Raw genomic sequence first — 16,232 nt, 5'->3', positions numbered from 1 at the left:
TGAGTATGCGAGTTTTCTTTTAAGTGATAAATACGCTTTTAATTGCCAGTGTGTAGACTTAAATTCAACAATAGCTATGCTATTTTGAGTGGCTTTATCATGCAGTTCGGCACCACATTGCGGGTGGGTCTGCGGGGGAAAAGAACAGAGCGCGCATCCGCTATCGTCCCTTACCTATGAGCAAGGCACGTACTCATCAGATGGATATTTATGCGAAAAACAGATCACCTTGGCGGAATTAACGCTTTCGTCACTACTGCCCAGCAAGGGAGTTTTACCTCCGCGGCTGAAAAACTGGGGCTCACCAAATCTGCCGTAGGGAAAAGTGTCGGACGCCTGGAAGAGCGCCTGGGATTGAAGCTATTTCAACGTTCAACCCGGCGCCTCAGTCTGACGCCCGATGGTGAAAAGTTTCTCGCAAGTTGTCAGAGCGCTATTGATATTCTGGAACAAGCTGAAGCTGAACTGACCTCTCATATCCGTAAGCCTTCAGGCCGGCTTAGAGTTGACTTGCCCGCGGCTTTTGGTCGACAGCGAATCCTTCCCATTCTGCTAGAAATTACCCGGCAGTACCCTGAGCTGGCACTGACCGTTACCTTCAGTGAACGGTTTGTTGATCTTATCGAGGAGGGAATTGACCTGGTCATTCGCATTGGTGAGCTGGCAGACAGCAGCGGTCTGGTCGCCAGAAGGCTGACCACACAAAAGTTAGTTATCTGTGCATCGCCTGATTATCTCAAAATGCGCGGAGAGCCGGTTAATACGCAGGCGCTTAGTCAGCACCAGTGTGTAGTTGGCTTTCGGCGAAACCAGCCAATTTCATGGTTGCTGAAAGAAAGCGACGGTCAACTGGTGCGCTTCACACCGCCACCGACACATGAATTCGGCGACGGTGACGCCATGCTCGCCGCGACGTTGAAAGGGGGTGGACTTTCTCAGTTGCCGCTATGGCTGGTCAGTGAACACCTCAAGCGCGGCGAGCTGCAAGAAGTCCTGGCGGGCCTTTCCGGAGGAGAAATGCCAATCAATGCACTGTGGCCAAAAAACCGCCAGCTACTGCCCAAAATCCGCTACGCCGTGGATACGCTGGTCAAGGCAGCAGAGGACGGTTTGCTGGACTGATTACTGACCTTGTGAGTTGTCTGGCCAGAATGGGTAGTCGGTATAGCCTTTTTCATCTCCCCCGTACATCGTCGCCCGGTCGATCTCAGCGAGCGGCCAGTTATTAGCCAGGCGTTCCACCAGGTCTGGATTGGCGATATAGGGCCGGCCAAATCCAATTAAATCCGCCTTTCCTTGCTGGAGATACGTTTCGGCTCGTGGTTTGTCAAATCCCCCAGCAATAATCAGTGTACCGTCATATACCGCACGAAACTTGTCAATGAATCCGGCAGGGATCGCCTGTTCGCCTAATGTTTTCTGATCGCTGAGGTGTACGTAGGACAGTGAGCGTTGACTGAGTTCCTTCGCCAACAGCAGCCAGGTTTGCTCCTCACCATCAAAGGCGTGCATATCAAAAAGACGGCCAAATGGCGCCAGACGAATTCCTGTTTTGCCGCTACCAATGGCCTGGGCGATGGCATCGGTGACTTCCAGTACAAAACGAAGACGGTGATGTGGATTTTCCCCGCCGTATGCATCATCACGGGTATTTAACCCGCCATTGATAAATTGCTCAAGGAGATACCCGTTGGCTGCGTGGATCTCAACACCATCAAAGCCCGCCCGGATGGCATTCTTTGCCGCCTGAACGTAATCAGCGATGACACCCTGAATCTCATCTATCGATAGCGCCCGCGGTTTCTGCACTGCAACAGGCCCCGGATTACCATTTTCATCCCAGGCGTAACAGGTGGCGTTTTGCGCCGTCACTGCCACGGAACTGACCGGATCCTGACCATCAATTTGCAACCCTGGATGGGAAATCCGCCCGACATGCCAGAGTTGTATATATATTTTTCCCCCCACGTCGTGGACGGCCCTGGTCGTCAAGGCCCAGCCACGGACCTGTTCATCACTATAGATCCCCGGCGTGAACAGATACCCCTTGCCCTGTGCGGAGATCTGCGCGCCCTCGGTGATAATCAATCCCGCGCTTGCCCGCTGCTGATAATACCTTGCTGTCAACGCATCGGCAGTATCAGTCATCGCTCGCGAACGCGTCATGGGCGCCATGACGATTCGGTTAGTCAGGGTGGTATCACCCACCGTAAAGGGTGTAAACAGTGTGTCCATTTTTCTCTCCTTTCATCAGGAAACAATAATGGCCGCTACCGCACCTCAGGAGAATACCTGTTTGCGCCGAACAGTGACGCCATAAATTCTACATTGCAGCTCCAGCACCCTGCTCTGTCACACTAAAGTCAGTCTGAGCGACCGCGTGGTAACACGCTGGCGACACAGGCAAAAAAATGGCGCGATTCATCGCGCCATTATGATATTCCCTGCTGACCCTAAGCTTAATGCTTTTCGATATACATCGTGCGGCTATAGGCCACGTCTTCCGGGTTGTTGATCGGATAGCCTTTCAGCCACGGCTTAATTAAGCGGCCGTTGGTGTACTGATAGATTGGCGCAATCGGCGCTTTACTCATGATGATTTTTTCTGCCGCGTTGTAATCATCATTTCGCGCTTTCTCCGAGGTTTCCAGCGCCGCCTGATTCAGAATTTTGTCATAAGCCGGATCGTTAAAGCGGGAAATATTGCCGCTATGGGTCGACGTCAGCAGCGACAAGAAGGTGGAAGGCTCGTTGTAATCCCCCACCCACGACGCGCGGATCACATCAAAATTCCCGGTGTTGCGGCTATCGATGTAGGTTTTCCACTCCTGGTTCTGTAGCTTCACGTCCACGCCGAGGTTTTTCTTCCACATCGACGCCACCGCGATCGCAATTTTCTGGTGGTTTTCTGAGGTGTTATACAGCAGCGTCAGCTGTAACGGCCGACCCGGACCATAACCTGCTGCCTGCAACAGCGCTTTCGCCTGAGCGTTCAGCTCGGCCTGGCTCATGCTTTCCATCTGCGAAGGCTGCGGGGTAAACCCAGCCGTCACGTCCGGAGTAAAGTGCCAGGCCGGTTTTTCGCCGGTCCCCAACACCTTCTCGGCCATGATACGACGATCGATGGTCATACTCAGCGCCAGACGTACGCGCTCATCGGCAGTCGGCCCCTTTTGGGTATTGAAGGCGTAATAGTAGGTCCCCAGTTGAGGCGGGGTGTACACCTGACCGGGAATATCTTTAAGTAATTTCTGGTACATGTTTTTCGGGAAGGACTCGGTGATATCAATATCCCCGGCCAGATAGCGCTTGGTCGCCGACGACTCCAGGTTGATCGGCACAAAGGTCACCTGCTGGATCACCGTTTTGCCATTATCCCAATAATGGCTGTTCGGTACGACCACCAGCTTCTCGTTCACCACGCGATCTTTTAAAACGTAAGCACCGTTGCCGATCAAACTGCCCGGCCGGGTCCAGTTGGCCCCGCTCTCAACATTCGCTTTCTGAACCGGATAAAAGGCGAAGCTGGCGGTCAGATTACTGAACCACGGCAGCGGTTTGTCGAGCTGTACGCGCAGGGTACGCGCATCGACAGCGGTGACGCCCAGGGTATCTGGCGCAGCCTTACCGTCGATAATACTCTGGGCATTGCTGATCCCCGCCAGCGCGGCGAACCAGGCGAATGGCGACGTGGTTTTCGGGTCGACCAGTCGCTGCCAGCTGTAGACAAAATCTTGTGCGGTAACCGGCGAACCATCGGACCAGCGCGCATTATCACGCAGGGTAAAGGTCCAGACACGGTTGTCGTTGCTCTGCCAGCGGGTTGCAACGCCGGGGATAATATTGCCTTTTGCGTCCTGGTTGACTAAACCTTCAAACAGATCGCGAATGACCTGGATTTCCGGCAGACCAACGGCTTTGGCGGGGTCTAACGACGCGGGCTCATCTTTAATGTGCCGTACCAGCACCTGCTTTTCCGCTAATACGGTTCCCTGAGGGACATCCGCCGCCCAGGCAAGAGAAGAAACGCTGGCTAACCACAGCGCGCCGCATGTCAATGTGACAGGATACTTCATGAGATCCCCTTTAAAATAAAAGAACCAAAGCTGGCAGAACGATAATTATTTGTTTCATCATCGAAAATTGCAAACGGCTTATGAGAGAAAATTGACCTCTCTTCTGTTTTAACGGCGACAGGAAACTATTTGATTCCGGGACGCTTTTACACAACACTGCTGGAAATAACCTGCTAACAGGATGCCCTATGCCTCTTTCTCGTCCTCGCCCACTGCGCGGCGCCTTTCCGCCCGGCACACAACGCTATGGCCAGTCCCATCTTGGTGCACCCCTGCTCTGGTTCCCGGCCCCGCTGGCGGAGAGCCGTAGCGGGTTGATTCTTGCCGGGACCCATGGCGATGAAAACGCTTCGGTGGTCACGCTCTCCTGCGCGCTGCGCACGCTCAAGCCAGAATTACGGCGCCATCATGTCGTGCTGGCGGTGAACCCTGACGGCTGTCAGTTGGGGCTACGGGCCAACGCCCGGGGCGTCGATCTAAACCGTAACTTCCCGGCGGCAAACTGGAAAGAAGGGGAAACGGTGTATCGCTGGAATAGCGCTGCGGAACAGCGTGACGTGGTACTGCTGACCGGAGAAAAACCCGGTTCGGAACCCGAAACCCAGGCGCTGTGCCAACTGATCCACCAGATCCACCCGGCGTGGGTAGTCTCGTTTCACGATCCGCTGGCCTGCATTGAAGACCCCGGCCACAGTGAACTGGGGCAATGGCTGGCCGATGCCTTTACGCTGCCGCTGGTCAGCAGCGTGGGTTACGAGACACCGGGCTCTTTTGGCAGCTGGTGCGCCGATATCGGCCTGCCCTGCATTACCGCCGAGTTCCCGCCGGTTTCAACTGACGAAGCGACGGAAAAGTATCTGTCGGCGATGACTGACCTGCTGCACTGGCACCCTCAGAGGTGAAGCACGCCGGTGCTGAAATGCAGTGCCGGCTCAACATCTACCGCCAGCCAGGTAGGGCCATCCAGATCGGCAAAACGCGCCAGCGGTGCCAGCGGCAGCGCCGCAGAAATGGCTCGCGACGTGCAGAGCATGCAGCCGAGCATTCGTTCAAACCCAAGCTCCCCGGCTTCCTGAGCCAGAAACAACGCTTCGGTCAGACCACCGGTTTTATCCAGCTTGATATTCACCATCTCATAGCGCCCGCGCAGCTGCGGCAGGCTGGCACGGGTATGGCAGCTTTCATCGGCACAGACAGGTAACGGGTGAATAAAATTCTCCAGTGCAGCATCGTCGTCCGCCGGCAGCGGCTGTTCCAGCATCGCCACCCCGATATCGGCCAGCAGCTGGCAGCGCGCCGCCAGACCATCGCTGTGCCAGGACTCGTTGGCATCGACAATCAGCGTGGCCTGCGGGACCGCATTACGGATGGCAATCAGTCGTTCGCTGATCAGATGATTGTCCAGCTTCACCTTCAGCAGCCGGGCGCCGTTTTCCCACAGCGCAGCGGCGCTGGCCGCCATCTGCTCCGGGGTACCAATCACCACGGTTTGCGCCGTAACCACCCGATTTGGCAGCCCCACGCCCAACAATTGCGGGATGGTTTTCCCGACGCTTCTGGCCTGCAAATCCCATAAGGCGCAATCCACGGCATTACGCGCCGCGCCGGCGGGCAATAGCTGCTGCAGCTGTTCGCGGGTGACGCCGCTCTCCAGTTGCTCGCCAATGGCGAGGATCTGCGCCATCACCGAAGCGATGCTTTCGCCATAGCGTGGATAAGGGGTGCACTCCCCGACGCCCTTCACGCCGTTCTCTTCCACTTCCACCACCACCACTTTTGCCTCGCTGCGGCTGCCGCGGGCAATCACAAAGGGGGTGTGTAAGGGCCAGGCTTCTTCATACACTCGCAGATTTCGCATTCCCAGGTTCCTCCAGGGGAAACAGTAAATAGGATTTGCCGTGCCGATAACGGATGTCATACACTACCGGTGACGTTAACTATATGTAAACAGGAAGATAAACATGTCACAAACCGTGCATTTCCAGGGCAACCCCGTTTCTGTTCAGGGCACCATTCCTCAGGCAGGCGCCGCAGCGCAGCCGTTTACGCTGGTCGCCAAAGATCTCTCTGACGTCGCGCTGAGCCAGTTCGCCGGCAAACGTAAAGTACTGAATATTTTCCCGAGCATCGATACCGGCGTGTGCGCGGCATCGGTACGTAAATTCAACCAACTGGCGTCCGAGCTGGATAACACCGTTGTGTTATGCATCTCTGCCGACCTGCCGTTTGCCCAGTCTCGTTTCTGCGGCGCGGAAGGCCTGAACAATGTCGTCACCCTCTCCACCCTGCGCGCTCCGCAGTTCCTGGCTGATTATGGCGTTGCCATTGCAGCTGGTCCGCTGGCGGGTCTGGCAGCTCGTGCTGTGGTCGTTGTTGATGAAAATGACCAGGTTGTATACAGCCAGTTGGTGAACGAAATCACCGAAGAGCCGGACTACGATGCAGCGCTGGCATCGCTGAAAGGCTAAGATAGCCCGCGAAACACAAGCCTCCGGTTACGGGGGCTTTTTTATTTCTGTGGCGCTATCTCTGCGGCGCATAGCGCGAAATAAAGCGCGCGATCGCCGGCCCAGCGAGCAAAATAGTAAACAAACGCAAGGTCTGCATCGCCATAATAAACGACATATCGGCCCGCGTACCGGCGGCGATAATCGCCACCGTATCCAGTCCACCGGGGCTGGTCGCCAGATACGCGGTCATAAAATCAAGCGGCAATACCTGAGTCACCCCCAGCGCCATTAGCGCACAGACCACAATCAGGCCAATAATCGAGGCAATAATCTGCGGCAGCGTCTTGAGGGCCAGCAGAAAAATGGCCTTATTAAACTTTAGACCAACGCTCCAGCCAACTGCGGCATAAGCCAGTGCCAACAGCCATTCCGGCAGCTCCAGCATCAGCCAGCCCTCGCCTTGCACCAGCGCGCCGGCCAGCATCGGAAAGAGCATAGCACCGGAAGGAAAACGCATTTTCAGCCCCAGCCATCCTGCGGCGGCGGTCAGCAACAACGTACAGGGCAGTTGCCACGTAACGGGGGGAAACCAGACGATCTGCTGGCTCATCTCCTGCGCTTCACCGCCGAGGGTAAAGCGCACCACCAGCGCCGCGGCACCGGCCACAAACAGCACCCGCAGGTACTGCATTAAGGCCACCAGCCGCACGTCGGCACCGTAATCCTGCGCCATCACCACCATCGCCGAGGCACCGCCGGGCGAACTACCCCATGCCCCGGTCGCGCCGGGGAGTGAGCTATAACGTACCAGCAGCCAGCCGGTCAGGGCGCTGACGGCAAGCGTGGAGAACAGAATGAACAGCACCAGCGGCCAGTGCCCGATGAGCACGCTAAAAATCGAGGGGGTCAGCGTACGAGCGATCATACAGCCGATAACGGCCTGGGCGGCGATAAAAAAAGGACGGGGTACCCGGACGTTGGCCCCGCGCAGGCTCAGGGCGATCCCGGCGATCATCGGCCCCAGCAGCAGCGCCGCCGGCAGATGAAGCCAGAACAGCAGCCATGAGAGTCCGGCAGAGAGAGCCAGCAGTTTCATCCACTGAAGCAGATGACCCGGCGAAGTCGACATCCGTATTCCTGATAAAATGAATAAAATCTGAGTATATACAGAAGGGTGCAAAAGACAGCCCCTTCGTCATCATCAACCGGCTGCCGGGCAGCCGGTGACAGACTTACTCCTCGCCTTTTTTCTGGCTGAGACCGTATTCACGCAGCTTATTGGCGATCGCCGTATGCGATACCCCAAGACGTTTCGCCAGTTTACGGGTGCTCGGGAAGCTACGGTACAGCTGGGTCAGCACGGAGCGCTCAAAACGACGAGTAATATCGTCCAGCGATCCCTCCATGGCCTCTTCGCCTACAGGAAGGGAGGCCGCATCGTGGTCCGGCAGCAAAATATCCTGCGGACGCATCTCGTAACCATCCAACTGAGTTAACGCGCGGTAGACCGCATTCTTCAGCTGACGAACGTTGCCAGGCCAGCTGTAGCGGGTCAGGACAGTACTGAGATCGGCAGAGAGTTTCGGGCGCGGGATCCCCTGCTCGTCGGCAAAACGGGCGACAAACAGTTCGGTCAGCGGAATGATGTCCTGCGGACAGTCGCGCAGCGGCGGCAGATTCAGGGTCAGCACATTCAGGCGATAGTAGAGGTCTTCGCGGAATAACCCCTTCTGTACCAGCTCCACCAGGTTCTTCTGGGTGGCGCAGATAACCCGGACATCAACATGAACTTCGTGATCTTCACCGACGCGACGGAAGGTGCCGTCGTTGAGAAAACGCAGCAGTTTGGTCTGCATCCGCGGCGACATTTCGCCGATTTCATCCAGCAGCACCGATCCGCCGTTGGCCTGCTCAAAGAAGCCTTTTTTGCCCTGAATGGCATCGCCAAACAGCTCGCTCTCCACCGCATCTTCCGGAATCGAGCCGCAGTTCAGTGCCAGATACGGTTTAGCCGCCCGTGGGCTGGCCAGATGACAGGCATGCGCCAGTAAATCTTTGCCTGTACCGGTATCGCCGACAATCAGCAGCGGCGCGCTCAGCATCGCCAGCTTACGGGCCTGCTCAACGACATGACGCATTTTCGGACCAACGGCCAGAATCTGGCTGAAGGCGCTGGTGTCCTGGGTGGTCATGGTTTGCAGCTGGCGCCCCATACGCACGGTCGAACGCAACATCGCCACCGCCCCGGTCAGGACCCGTTCAGCGTGCTCACCCTCCAGGTACACTGGGGTGATTTCCAGCACGAAGTTCTGTCCGTTCACCACCACATGTTCGCTCAGCGACTCCTGCGGGCTGCTTTCCAGCCAGCGCTGGACGTTAAAATCGGTAATTAGCTGCGCAACCGGATGATTACGCAGCCGCTCCGGGCTTTGCGCAAACAGCTGGCAGCTGGCGGGGTTCGCCAGTTCAACCTTGCCTTTGGTATCCAGCGACAGCACCGGCTCCGGCATCGCCACCAGCAGCGCGCTCAGCGCCAGGTGTTCACGCTCCGACGGCATCCATGGCACGGTACGCACGTCGGTCACGCCGGAAATACGGCGGATTTCCGCCATCAGGCTGCTGAAGTTGGCAAACTCCAGCTCGGCGAAATTGAGGTAAATTCGGCCAATAGGATCGATGTCAATGCCGCGTAAATCGATACCGCGTAGCACCAGCAAATCCAGTAATTCACGGGTCAGACCAAGACGGTCTTCACAAAAGACTTCAAGACGCATGGGAGTTTTCACCCTAAAAAGGCCAATGACGGATGAATAATAGGACAGTTATTTGCTGGCGTGAAGATAGCTGTCAACAAATATTGACAGCATGGCGGAAAAAGCGCCGTTATGGCGTAAAGATATCCGCTCACTGGCGCTTTGCCGGGCGCGTGGAAACAAAAAAGCCGCCGGTTATCCGACGGCTCTGACTATTGACGTTGCTATCAGGTCTGAGGTTTCCCCTTCTGCAACGTATCCTTGAGCTGGCCTATCAGCTCACGGCGGAAATCCCCCAGCCGCGGTTTATCGTCGGCGATCCACGGTAGCGGACGACACAGCTCCATGGCCTTAATCCCCAGGCGTGCGGTCAGTAACCCGGCACCGATCCCTTGTGCCGCACGCGCTGATAACCGCGCCGCCAGGTCCTGCGACATCCAGTCCATGCCCACTTCTCGCACCAGCTCGCTGGCCCCGGCGAAGGCGATATTCAACAGCACCAGGCGGAACAGGCGCAGGCGGCTGTAATAGCCCAGTTCAATGCCGTACAGCGTAGCAATGCGGTTAATCAGCCGCAGATTACGCCAGGCGATAAACGCCATGTCTACCAACGCCAGCGGGCTGACGGCAATCATCAGCGTCGATTCTGCCGCCGAACGGCTGATTTCGCGACGCGCCTGGGCGTCGAGCACCGGCTGCACCAGCTGCGCGTACAGACTGACTACCTCGCGGTCATTCTGCGTTTCGTGGATGGCCGCATACCAGCGTTGTAATGCCGGATGCGCCTGATCCAGGCCGGCCTGCTGGGCCAGCTTCTCGCAAAATGCGCGCCCTTTGCCAACCGCATGGCTGTGCATCAGGTCTCGCGCCTCATCGCGCTCATGGGCACGCTGGCGCAGACGCCATAAGCGCCGCCATTCGGTCGCTACCGAGCCGACGCCGGCGCCGACAATCAGCGCCCCGGCTACGCAACCGCCAAGCGAGATCCAGTCCTGCGTCTGCCAGGCGGTCATGGTCCACTGTACCCCTTGCGCCACCACGCTGACGCCAAAGATCGCCAGCCCGGCGCTCACCATCCGCCGCCACAGGCTGCGTTTTGGCCGCAGCACCGACTCAACGACCGCCTCTGCTGCGCCCTCTTCTTCTTCCAGCGCGTCGATCCGTGCCGGGGCAAATTTCTCCGCCTCGACGCCATCAAAGGCGCGGGCCGATTTCAGGGCATCTATTTTCTCCGCTTCCAGCGGCCCGTCGAAGTCGATACGCGGTTTTATCGGTTCGCTCATCGCAACTTATCTCCAATCAAAAATTCAAGCGCTGCGTCCATGCGGATATGCGGCAGCGGCTTATCAACGTCCATCACCTGCGGACGGAAATTCTCAAACTGGAACCCCTGCTGTTGCCAGAACGCCTGACCCGGCAGGCGGGCCGGCACCTCGCCCGGATAGACCGTCAGGGGCTGACCATCGCTCAGGCGGGCACCGCGCAGTGCAGGAATTTTCTCGCCGTTAACCTCGATTAACCCACTCTGAGTCGCCTGAATCGATGCCAGCCCAAGGCAATCCATACTGATGCCTTCGAAGGCGGCATTTTGCCAGGCATCCTGAATCAGTTGCTGCAACAAAGAGACCATATTGCCATGCTGATCGACGGTGACGTGGTCAGCTTTGGTGGCGGCAAACAGCAGTTTGTCGATCACCGGGGAAAACAGGCGGCGGAACAAAGTCCGCTGGCCGTAATGAAAACTCTGCATCAACTGCGTCAGCGCCAGGCGCATATCGTTGAAGGCCTGCGGCCCGCTGTTCAACGGCTGCAGGCAGTCCACCAGCACGATCTGGCGGTCAAAGCGCAGAAAGTGATCTTTGTAAAAGCCCTTCACGACTTTTTCGCAGTAGTACTTAAAGCGCTCACGCAACATGCCGACGTTGCTGTGTCTGTCGGCCTGCGCCAGCTTGGCTTCGCCGATCGCGTCGACATCCGGCCACGGGAAAAACTGCAGCGCGGGCGCCCCGGCCATGTCGCCGGGCAGCACAAAGCGACCGGGCTGAATAAAGTGCAGTCCTTCACGTTTGCAGGCGTGCAGGTAGTCAGTCCACGCGGCGGCAATCTCCGCCAGGCGGTTTTCATCCGCCGGAGCCAGCGGATCCAGCCCTTCGCACAGCTGACGCCAGCGCGCTGACCACACCGCACGATCCCCCTGCAACAGGCCGGTCATCTGCCGTGACCAGCTCAGGTAATCCTGGGCCAGCATCGGTAAATCGAGCAGCCATTCGCCGGGATAGTCGACAATTTCCAGATACAGCGTGGAAGTTTCTTTAAAGTGGCGCAGCAGCGATTCGCTGGAGCGGTAGCGCAGCGCCAGGCGAATTTCGCTAACCCCGCGGGTCGGCGTCGGCCAGACCGGCGGCGAACCATACAGCTGCGCCAGCCCTTCATCATAGGTAAAACGAGGAATGCCGAAATCACGTTGCGGCACGCGTTTGACGCCAAGCAGGCGCTCTTCACGGACCGCGCTGAGCAGCGGAAGACGCGCGCCGGAGTGAATATTCAGCAGTTGGTTTACCAGAGCGGTGATAAAGGCGGTTTTACCACTTCGGCTCAGGCCGGTCACCGCCAGACGTAAATGCCGGTCAACCCCACGATTGACCAGCGCATTGAATTCTGTTTTGAGTCGCTTCATTGCCATCCTGTCGTGCGCTGAAGGAAAGTGCTTTTATTATAAGCTATTAGGTGAAGATAAGCAGAAAGTTCTGCTGACTGTGCCGCAGGCGCCAGGTACGCCTGCCCGGCCTTTTATTTCATCCCGCGGGCAAAGCGCTGGGCCAGGCGGCTGAGCACCGGCTCAAGGGCAACCGCCAGCAGCATTTTTAACGGTCGACGCGCCACCGACTTCACCGCCCAGCCAGCAACGCCAGCCGGCCCGTAGCGTAACGCCGTCAGCAGCACCAGCTTGCCCACGATTTTCAGACCGGGCTTCATCTTTTGTCCTGTTTGCTGCCATTTGATGTTCATGCGTGACCTCGTCGTTAGGCTACAGCTGGCGGAACCGGCTGCGCAGCGTAAAAGTATCTGACGTGACGTAACGCTCCATTTCCCGCAGGCGGCGTTCACTGGCCGCCAGCTCTCTGTCCGCCGCGGCTAACAGCTCACCGCTGGAGGGCATTTTCTCGCCATGCAGTTCGCTTTCCGGCATCGGGTCGAGAACGAAAGTCAGGATGATGTACGCCACTACCACAAAGAAAAACAGGCCAAATATCATCGCCAGCACGGTGATCAAGCGCACCAGTTTGACCGGTACGTCCAGGTACTGCGCAATGCCGGCGCAGACCCCTTTGACCATGCCAAGCTGCGGCACGCGCCAGAGTTTTTTGTTCAGATCCAATCCGCCCATTATTTTTCTCTCCAGTTCGGATGCTCGGCATCAAGAATGTCTTCCAGCGTCTGGATACGTTCGCGCATGCGCTTCGCATCATCGGTCAGCTGCAATAAACGCTGCTGTTCGTTCTGCGATAAACTGCCGCTGGCGCTGCGGTTGTTATAGTGCAGCCAAAGCCAGACAGGTAATACGAACAGCACAAACAGCGTCAGGGGGATGGCAATAAAAAGCGTACTCATGTGTACTCCTTACAGTGAGTGAACGGCGGCGCATGACCGCGCCGCAACACCTGCGCCTTCAGTCCGCTGGAACTGCACAGCATGGGCCGAAGGCGTCGGCGTATTCCATTAGTTGTTTTGGTTCATTTTACTTTTTAACGCCGCCAGCTGTTCGCTGATTTCGTCATCCGCTTTCAGGTCGGCAAACTGTTGGTCCAGGGTTTTCTGTTTGCCGAAACCATGGCTCTCTGCTTCCGCTTCCATATGGTCGATGCGACGTTCGAAGGATTCAAAACGCGCCATCGCTTCATCAATTTTACCGCTATCCAGCTGCCGACGCACGTCGCGGGAGGAGCTGGCAGCCTGATGGCGTAAGGTTAACGCCTGCTGGCGAGCGCGGGTTTCGCTCAGTTTGTTTTCCAGCTCGCCAATCTCTTTTTTCATGCGCGTCAGCGTTTCATCGATCATCTGCGCTTCATTTTCGAGGCTGGCAATAAGGTCGGTCAGCTTCTGTTTTTCGATCAGTGCCGCACGGGCCAGATCTTCTTTATCTTTGCGCAGCGCCAGTTCGGCTTTTTCCTGCCACTCTGCCTGCTGGGCAAGGGCTTGTTCGATACGGCGGCTCAGCTGTTTCTTTTCTGCCAGCGCGCGGGCCGAGGTGGAACGCACTTCTACCAGCGTGTCTTCCATCTCCTGAATCATCAGACGAACCAGCTTCTGCGGATCTTCCGCTTTCTCCAGCAGGGAGTTGATGTTGGCGTTCACGATGTCGGCAAAACGAGAAAAAATACCCATAATAATAATCCTCATAGTTCTGATATCAGGCGGTGGCCTGTGGCAATACTGAGAGTACTAATACAAGTTGCGTGCCAGTTTTTTATCTTATTGATTTAAAAAGAAGTGATTGTTATCTGCACAGCGGGTTGCTAGAGTAACCTGGTGAATCACACGATTAAATGGCGAATTTCATCATGGCGGACTACAAGGACAACCTGCTCGGCGAAGCCAACAGCTTTATCGAGGTACTGGAACAGGTTTCGCGGCTGGCACCACTCGATAAACCGGTGCTGGTCATTGGCGAGCGCGGTACCGGTAAAGAGCTCATCGCAAACCGCCTGCACTTTCTCTCTTCCCGCTGGCAGGGGCCGTTTATCTCCCTCAACTGCGCGGCATTAAATGAAAACCTGCTGGATAGCGAACTGTTCGGTCATGAGGCCGGGGCGTTTACCGGCGCCAGCAAACGTCATCCCGGCCGCTTTGAACGCGCCGATGGCGGCACGCTGTTTCTTGATGAACTGGCCACGGCGCCGATGCTGGTACAGGAAAAGCTACTGCGGGTGATTGAATATGGTGAGCTGGAGCGCGTCGGCGGCAGCCAGCCGTTACAGGTCAACGTGCGCCTGGTGTGCGCCACAAATGCCGACCTGCCTGCAATGGTTGAATCCGGCCATTTTCGTGCCGACCTTCTCGACCGCCTGGCCTTTGATGTGGTGCAGCTGCCGCCGCTGCGCGAACGGCAAAGCGACATTATGCTGCTGGCGAATCAGTTTGCCATTCAGATGTGCCGTGAGCTGGGTCTGCCGCTGTTCCCGGGCTTCAGCGAAAACGCCTGCGACACGCTGCTGGGCTACCGCTGGCCGGGGAATATCCGTGAGCTGAAAAACGTGGTGGAGCGTTCGGTCTATCGCCATGGCACCAGCGACAGCGAACTCGACAACATCATCATCAACCCTTTTCATCAACAGCAATCGTCGGCGTCGTCACCTCAGCGCGCCGATGCCGACCTGCAAACCGCCAGGCCTGCGCTACCGCTGGATCTGCGGAGCTTCCAGCATGAACAAGAAAAAAACCTGCTGCAGGCAAGCCTGCAACAGGCGAAGTTCAATCAGAAACAGGCGGCGCAGTTACTCGGCTTAACCTACCACCAGCTTCGGGCGCTGCTGAAAAAGCATCAACTGTGAGTCAGACGTGGCAACATCAGGGCGCTGACTAGCGTCGCGCCCAGGCACATTGCCGCGTTGAACCACAGCGCATACTGCGCGGCGCTGGCCATGCCGAGCGGTAATAACAGCGCGAAAAGTGACGCTGTCACGGCAATTCCCATCGCGCCGCCCAACGAACTGCCCATCTTGTAAATCCCTGAGGCGACACCGACTTTATTTTCCGGGGCGTTCACCACCGCGGTGTCGGTGGACGGCGTGGCGTAGCAGCCCAGTCCGAGACCAAACAGCACGTTACTGAGAAAGACCGTAACGATATAGACGGATTTATCGAGGAAGGTGCAGGAGATAAGCAGGATCGCCACCGCGGTAAAGACCGGCCCGGTCATCATTGGCAGCCTGGCCCCGTAGCGCTGCAGCAGCTTTTCCCCCACGCGGATCATTGCCAACACGGTGACCAGATAACCCAGCGTCATTCCGCCGGTTTCCAGCGGGCTCAGGTTGTGCCCTTTCTGCAGCCAGATGCTGGTGATCATCATCGTGCCAACGGCGCCATTGAGCAGAAAGTTTGACAGTACCGCGGCGCTGTAGGCCCGGTTGCGAAACAGCGCAAAATCAATCAACGCCGATTCCCCTTTACGTAGCCCGCTGCGGATGAAATACCCGCCAGACACCAGCGAGCCGGCGAGCATCGCCAGCGACAGGCCGCTGCTCCAGCCCCAACTGTGGCCTTTGCTGATAAACAGATTCAGCAGCACCAGCGAGACGATCAGGCTCAACAAACCGCTAATATCCAGCTTGTGCTCCCGGGCGCTGGCGCTCCGACTCTCCGGGGTGCCGCGCAACAGCAGCAAGGCCACCAGCGCTACGACGATGGAGAAGACAAAGATCCAACGCCAGCCCAGCCCGGTCGCGATAGCCCCGCCGACAAACGAGCATAAGCCGCTGCCGCCCCACGAACCGATGACCCAGAAGCTCACCGCCCGCTGGCGCGCTTTGCCTTCGTACCAGGTTTTTATCAGCGCCAGGGTAGCCGGCATAATGCAGGCCGCCGATAACCCCTGCAGGACCCGCCCGGCCAGAAACAACCACGGCCCCTGCGCCAGCACCAACAGAGCACTGCCGCCAATACTCAGCATCAGGCCGATATGGGTCATGCGCATCCGGCCAAATTTATCCGCCAGCCCGCCGCTGGCCACCACAAAGCAACCGCTGAACAACGCGCTGAGACTCACCGCCAGCGTCAACGTTTCAAGGGAGATATCAAGACTGTTTTTCATCGCCGGTACGACGTTAATCACCGACTGGGCAAACAGCCAGAAGGTCAACACGCTCAACACAATGCCTGCCAGCAGACGATCGGTACCAACAAAAGGTGCTTCGGTCAGAGATACGGAACTCATAAGTGGGCCCTCCCCAGCG

Annotated in this window: 16 protein-coding genes; 4 read left to right on the top strand and 12 right to left on the bottom strand. The window is 57.3% G+C overall.

Going from position 1 to position 16,232, the window contains the following annotated elements; all coding sequences use genetic code 11:
• Window positions 1-210 precede the first annotated feature (210 nt).
• Window positions 211-1,122 (top strand): LysR substrate-binding domain-containing protein, encoded by a 912-nt coding sequence (locus ACMYSO_RS00185; RefSeq protein WP_174508877.1) that lies wholly within the window; start codon window positions 211-213, stop codon window positions 1,120-1,122.
• On the opposite strand, the gene ACMYSO_RS00180 is transcribed toward ACMYSO_RS00185, so the two are convergent.
• Together ACMYSO_RS00180 and ACMYSO_RS00175 are read right to left on the bottom strand one after the other, a co-directional pair.
• Complete coding sequence (locus ACMYSO_RS00180; protein WP_434668700.1) at window positions 1,123-2,235, bottom strand: alkene reductase; 1,113 nt, start codon at window positions 2,233-2,235, stop codon at window positions 1,123-1,125.
• A 224-nt stretch (window positions 2,236-2,459) separates the two neighbouring features.
• Complete coding sequence (locus tag ACMYSO_RS00175) at window positions 2,460-4,076, bottom strand: peptide ABC transporter substrate-binding protein (RefSeq protein ID WP_434668699.1); 1,617 nt, start codon at window positions 4,074-4,076, stop codon at window positions 2,460-2,462.
• A gap of 188 nt (window positions 4,077-4,264) precedes the next feature.
• On the opposite strand from ACMYSO_RS00175, the gene mpaA reads away from it, so the two are divergent.
• Window positions 4,265-4,978: a murein tripeptide amidase MpaA gene (gene mpaA, locus ACMYSO_RS00170; RefSeq protein WP_434668698.1), complete on the top strand. Its 714-nt coding sequence runs from the start codon at window positions 4,265-4,267 to the stop codon at window positions 4,976-4,978.
• Here the strand turns inward: mpaA and ycjG are convergent.
• A complete protein-coding gene (gene ycjG, locus ACMYSO_RS00165) occupies window positions 4,969-5,934 on the bottom strand; it encodes an L-Ala-D/L-Glu epimerase (RefSeq protein WP_434668697.1) in 966 nt (321 codons plus the stop codon). The genes mpaA and ycjG overlap by 10 nt on opposite strands.
• 103 nt (window positions 5,935-6,037) lie before the next feature.
• Here ycjG and tpx point away from each other — a divergent pair, with 103 nt between their 5' ends.
• A complete protein-coding gene (gene tpx, locus ACMYSO_RS00160; protein WP_123754072.1) occupies window positions 6,038-6,544 on the top strand; it encodes a thiol peroxidase in 507 nt (168 codons plus the stop codon).
• 55 nt (window positions 6,545-6,599) lie between these two features.
• On the opposite strand, the gene ACMYSO_RS00155 is transcribed toward tpx, so the two are convergent.
• The 8 genes from ACMYSO_RS00155 to pspA all read right to left on the bottom strand — a co-directional run bounded on the left by ACMYSO_RS00155 (window position 6,600) and on the right by pspA (window position 13,665).
• Window positions 6,600-7,655 (bottom strand): AbrB family transcriptional regulator, encoded by a 1,056-nt coding sequence (locus ACMYSO_RS00155; RefSeq protein ID WP_434668696.1) that lies wholly within the window; start codon window positions 7,653-7,655, stop codon window positions 6,600-6,602.
• A gap of 103 nt (window positions 7,656-7,758) precedes the next feature.
• Window positions 7,759-9,300: a transcriptional regulator TyrR gene (gene tyrR / locus ACMYSO_RS00150; protein WP_434668695.1), complete on the bottom strand. Its 1,542-nt coding sequence runs from the start codon at window positions 9,298-9,300 to the stop codon at window positions 7,759-7,761.
• Between the two features lie 206 nt (window positions 9,301-9,506).
• On the bottom strand, window positions 9,507-10,562 hold the full coding sequence (locus ACMYSO_RS00145) for a TIGR01620 family protein (protein WP_434585186.1): 1,056 nt from the start codon (window positions 10,560-10,562) through the stop codon (window positions 9,507-9,509).
• The gene (locus tag ACMYSO_RS00140; RefSeq protein ID WP_434668694.1) at window positions 10,559-11,956 is read right to left on the bottom strand and encodes a YcjX family protein; all 1,398 of its coding nucleotides are present in this window, start codon (window positions 11,954-11,956) and stop codon (window positions 10,559-10,561) included. Before ACMYSO_RS00140 ends, ACMYSO_RS00145 begins: the two co-directional genes overlap by 4 nt.
• 113 nt (window positions 11,957-12,069) lie before the next feature.
• The gene (gene pspD, locus ACMYSO_RS00135; protein ID WP_174508883.1) at window positions 12,070-12,288 is read right to left on the bottom strand and encodes a phage shock protein PspD; all 219 of its coding nucleotides are present in this window, start codon (window positions 12,286-12,288) and stop codon (window positions 12,070-12,072) included.
• Between the two features lie 19 nt (window positions 12,289-12,307).
• Window positions 12,308-12,667 (bottom strand): envelope stress response membrane protein PspC, encoded by a 360-nt coding sequence (gene pspC / locus ACMYSO_RS00130; protein ID WP_434668693.1) that lies wholly within the window; start codon window positions 12,665-12,667, stop codon window positions 12,308-12,310.
• Window positions 12,667-12,891: an envelope stress response membrane protein PspB gene (pspB, locus tag ACMYSO_RS00125; protein ID WP_123707669.1), complete on the bottom strand. Its 225-nt coding sequence runs from the start codon at window positions 12,889-12,891 to the stop codon at window positions 12,667-12,669. Before pspB ends, pspC begins: the two co-directional genes overlap by 1 nt.
• 108 nt (window positions 12,892-12,999) lie before the next feature.
• Window positions 13,000-13,665 carry a phage shock protein PspA gene (pspA, locus tag ACMYSO_RS00120; protein ID WP_123754066.1) on the bottom strand — a complete coding sequence of 222 codons (666 nt, stop codon included), beginning with the start codon at window positions 13,663-13,665 and terminating at the stop codon, window positions 13,000-13,002.
• Between the two features lie 161 nt (window positions 13,666-13,826).
• On the opposite strand from pspA, the gene pspF reads away from it, so the two are divergent.
• Entirely contained in the window at window positions 13,827-14,831 is a 1,005-nt protein-coding gene (gene pspF / locus ACMYSO_RS00115; RefSeq protein WP_434668692.1) for a phage shock protein operon transcriptional activator, read from the top strand.
• Here pspF and ACMYSO_RS00110 read toward each other — a convergent pair.
• Window positions 14,822-16,213: an MFS transporter gene (locus ACMYSO_RS00110; protein WP_434668691.1), complete on the bottom strand. Its 1,392-nt coding sequence runs from the start codon at window positions 16,211-16,213 to the stop codon at window positions 14,822-14,824. The genes pspF and ACMYSO_RS00110 overlap by 10 nt on opposite strands.
• Between the last annotated feature and the right edge of the window lie 19 nt (window positions 16,214-16,232).

This window comes from Klebsiella sp. B345 (assembly GCF_051131735.1).
In the GTDB taxonomy this organism is placed as follows: domain Bacteria; phylum Pseudomonadota; class Gammaproteobacteria; order Enterobacterales; family Enterobacteriaceae; genus Klebsiella.
Note: the sequence above shows the minus strand (reverse complement) of the source record. Positions and strands in the feature narration are given on the sequence as shown.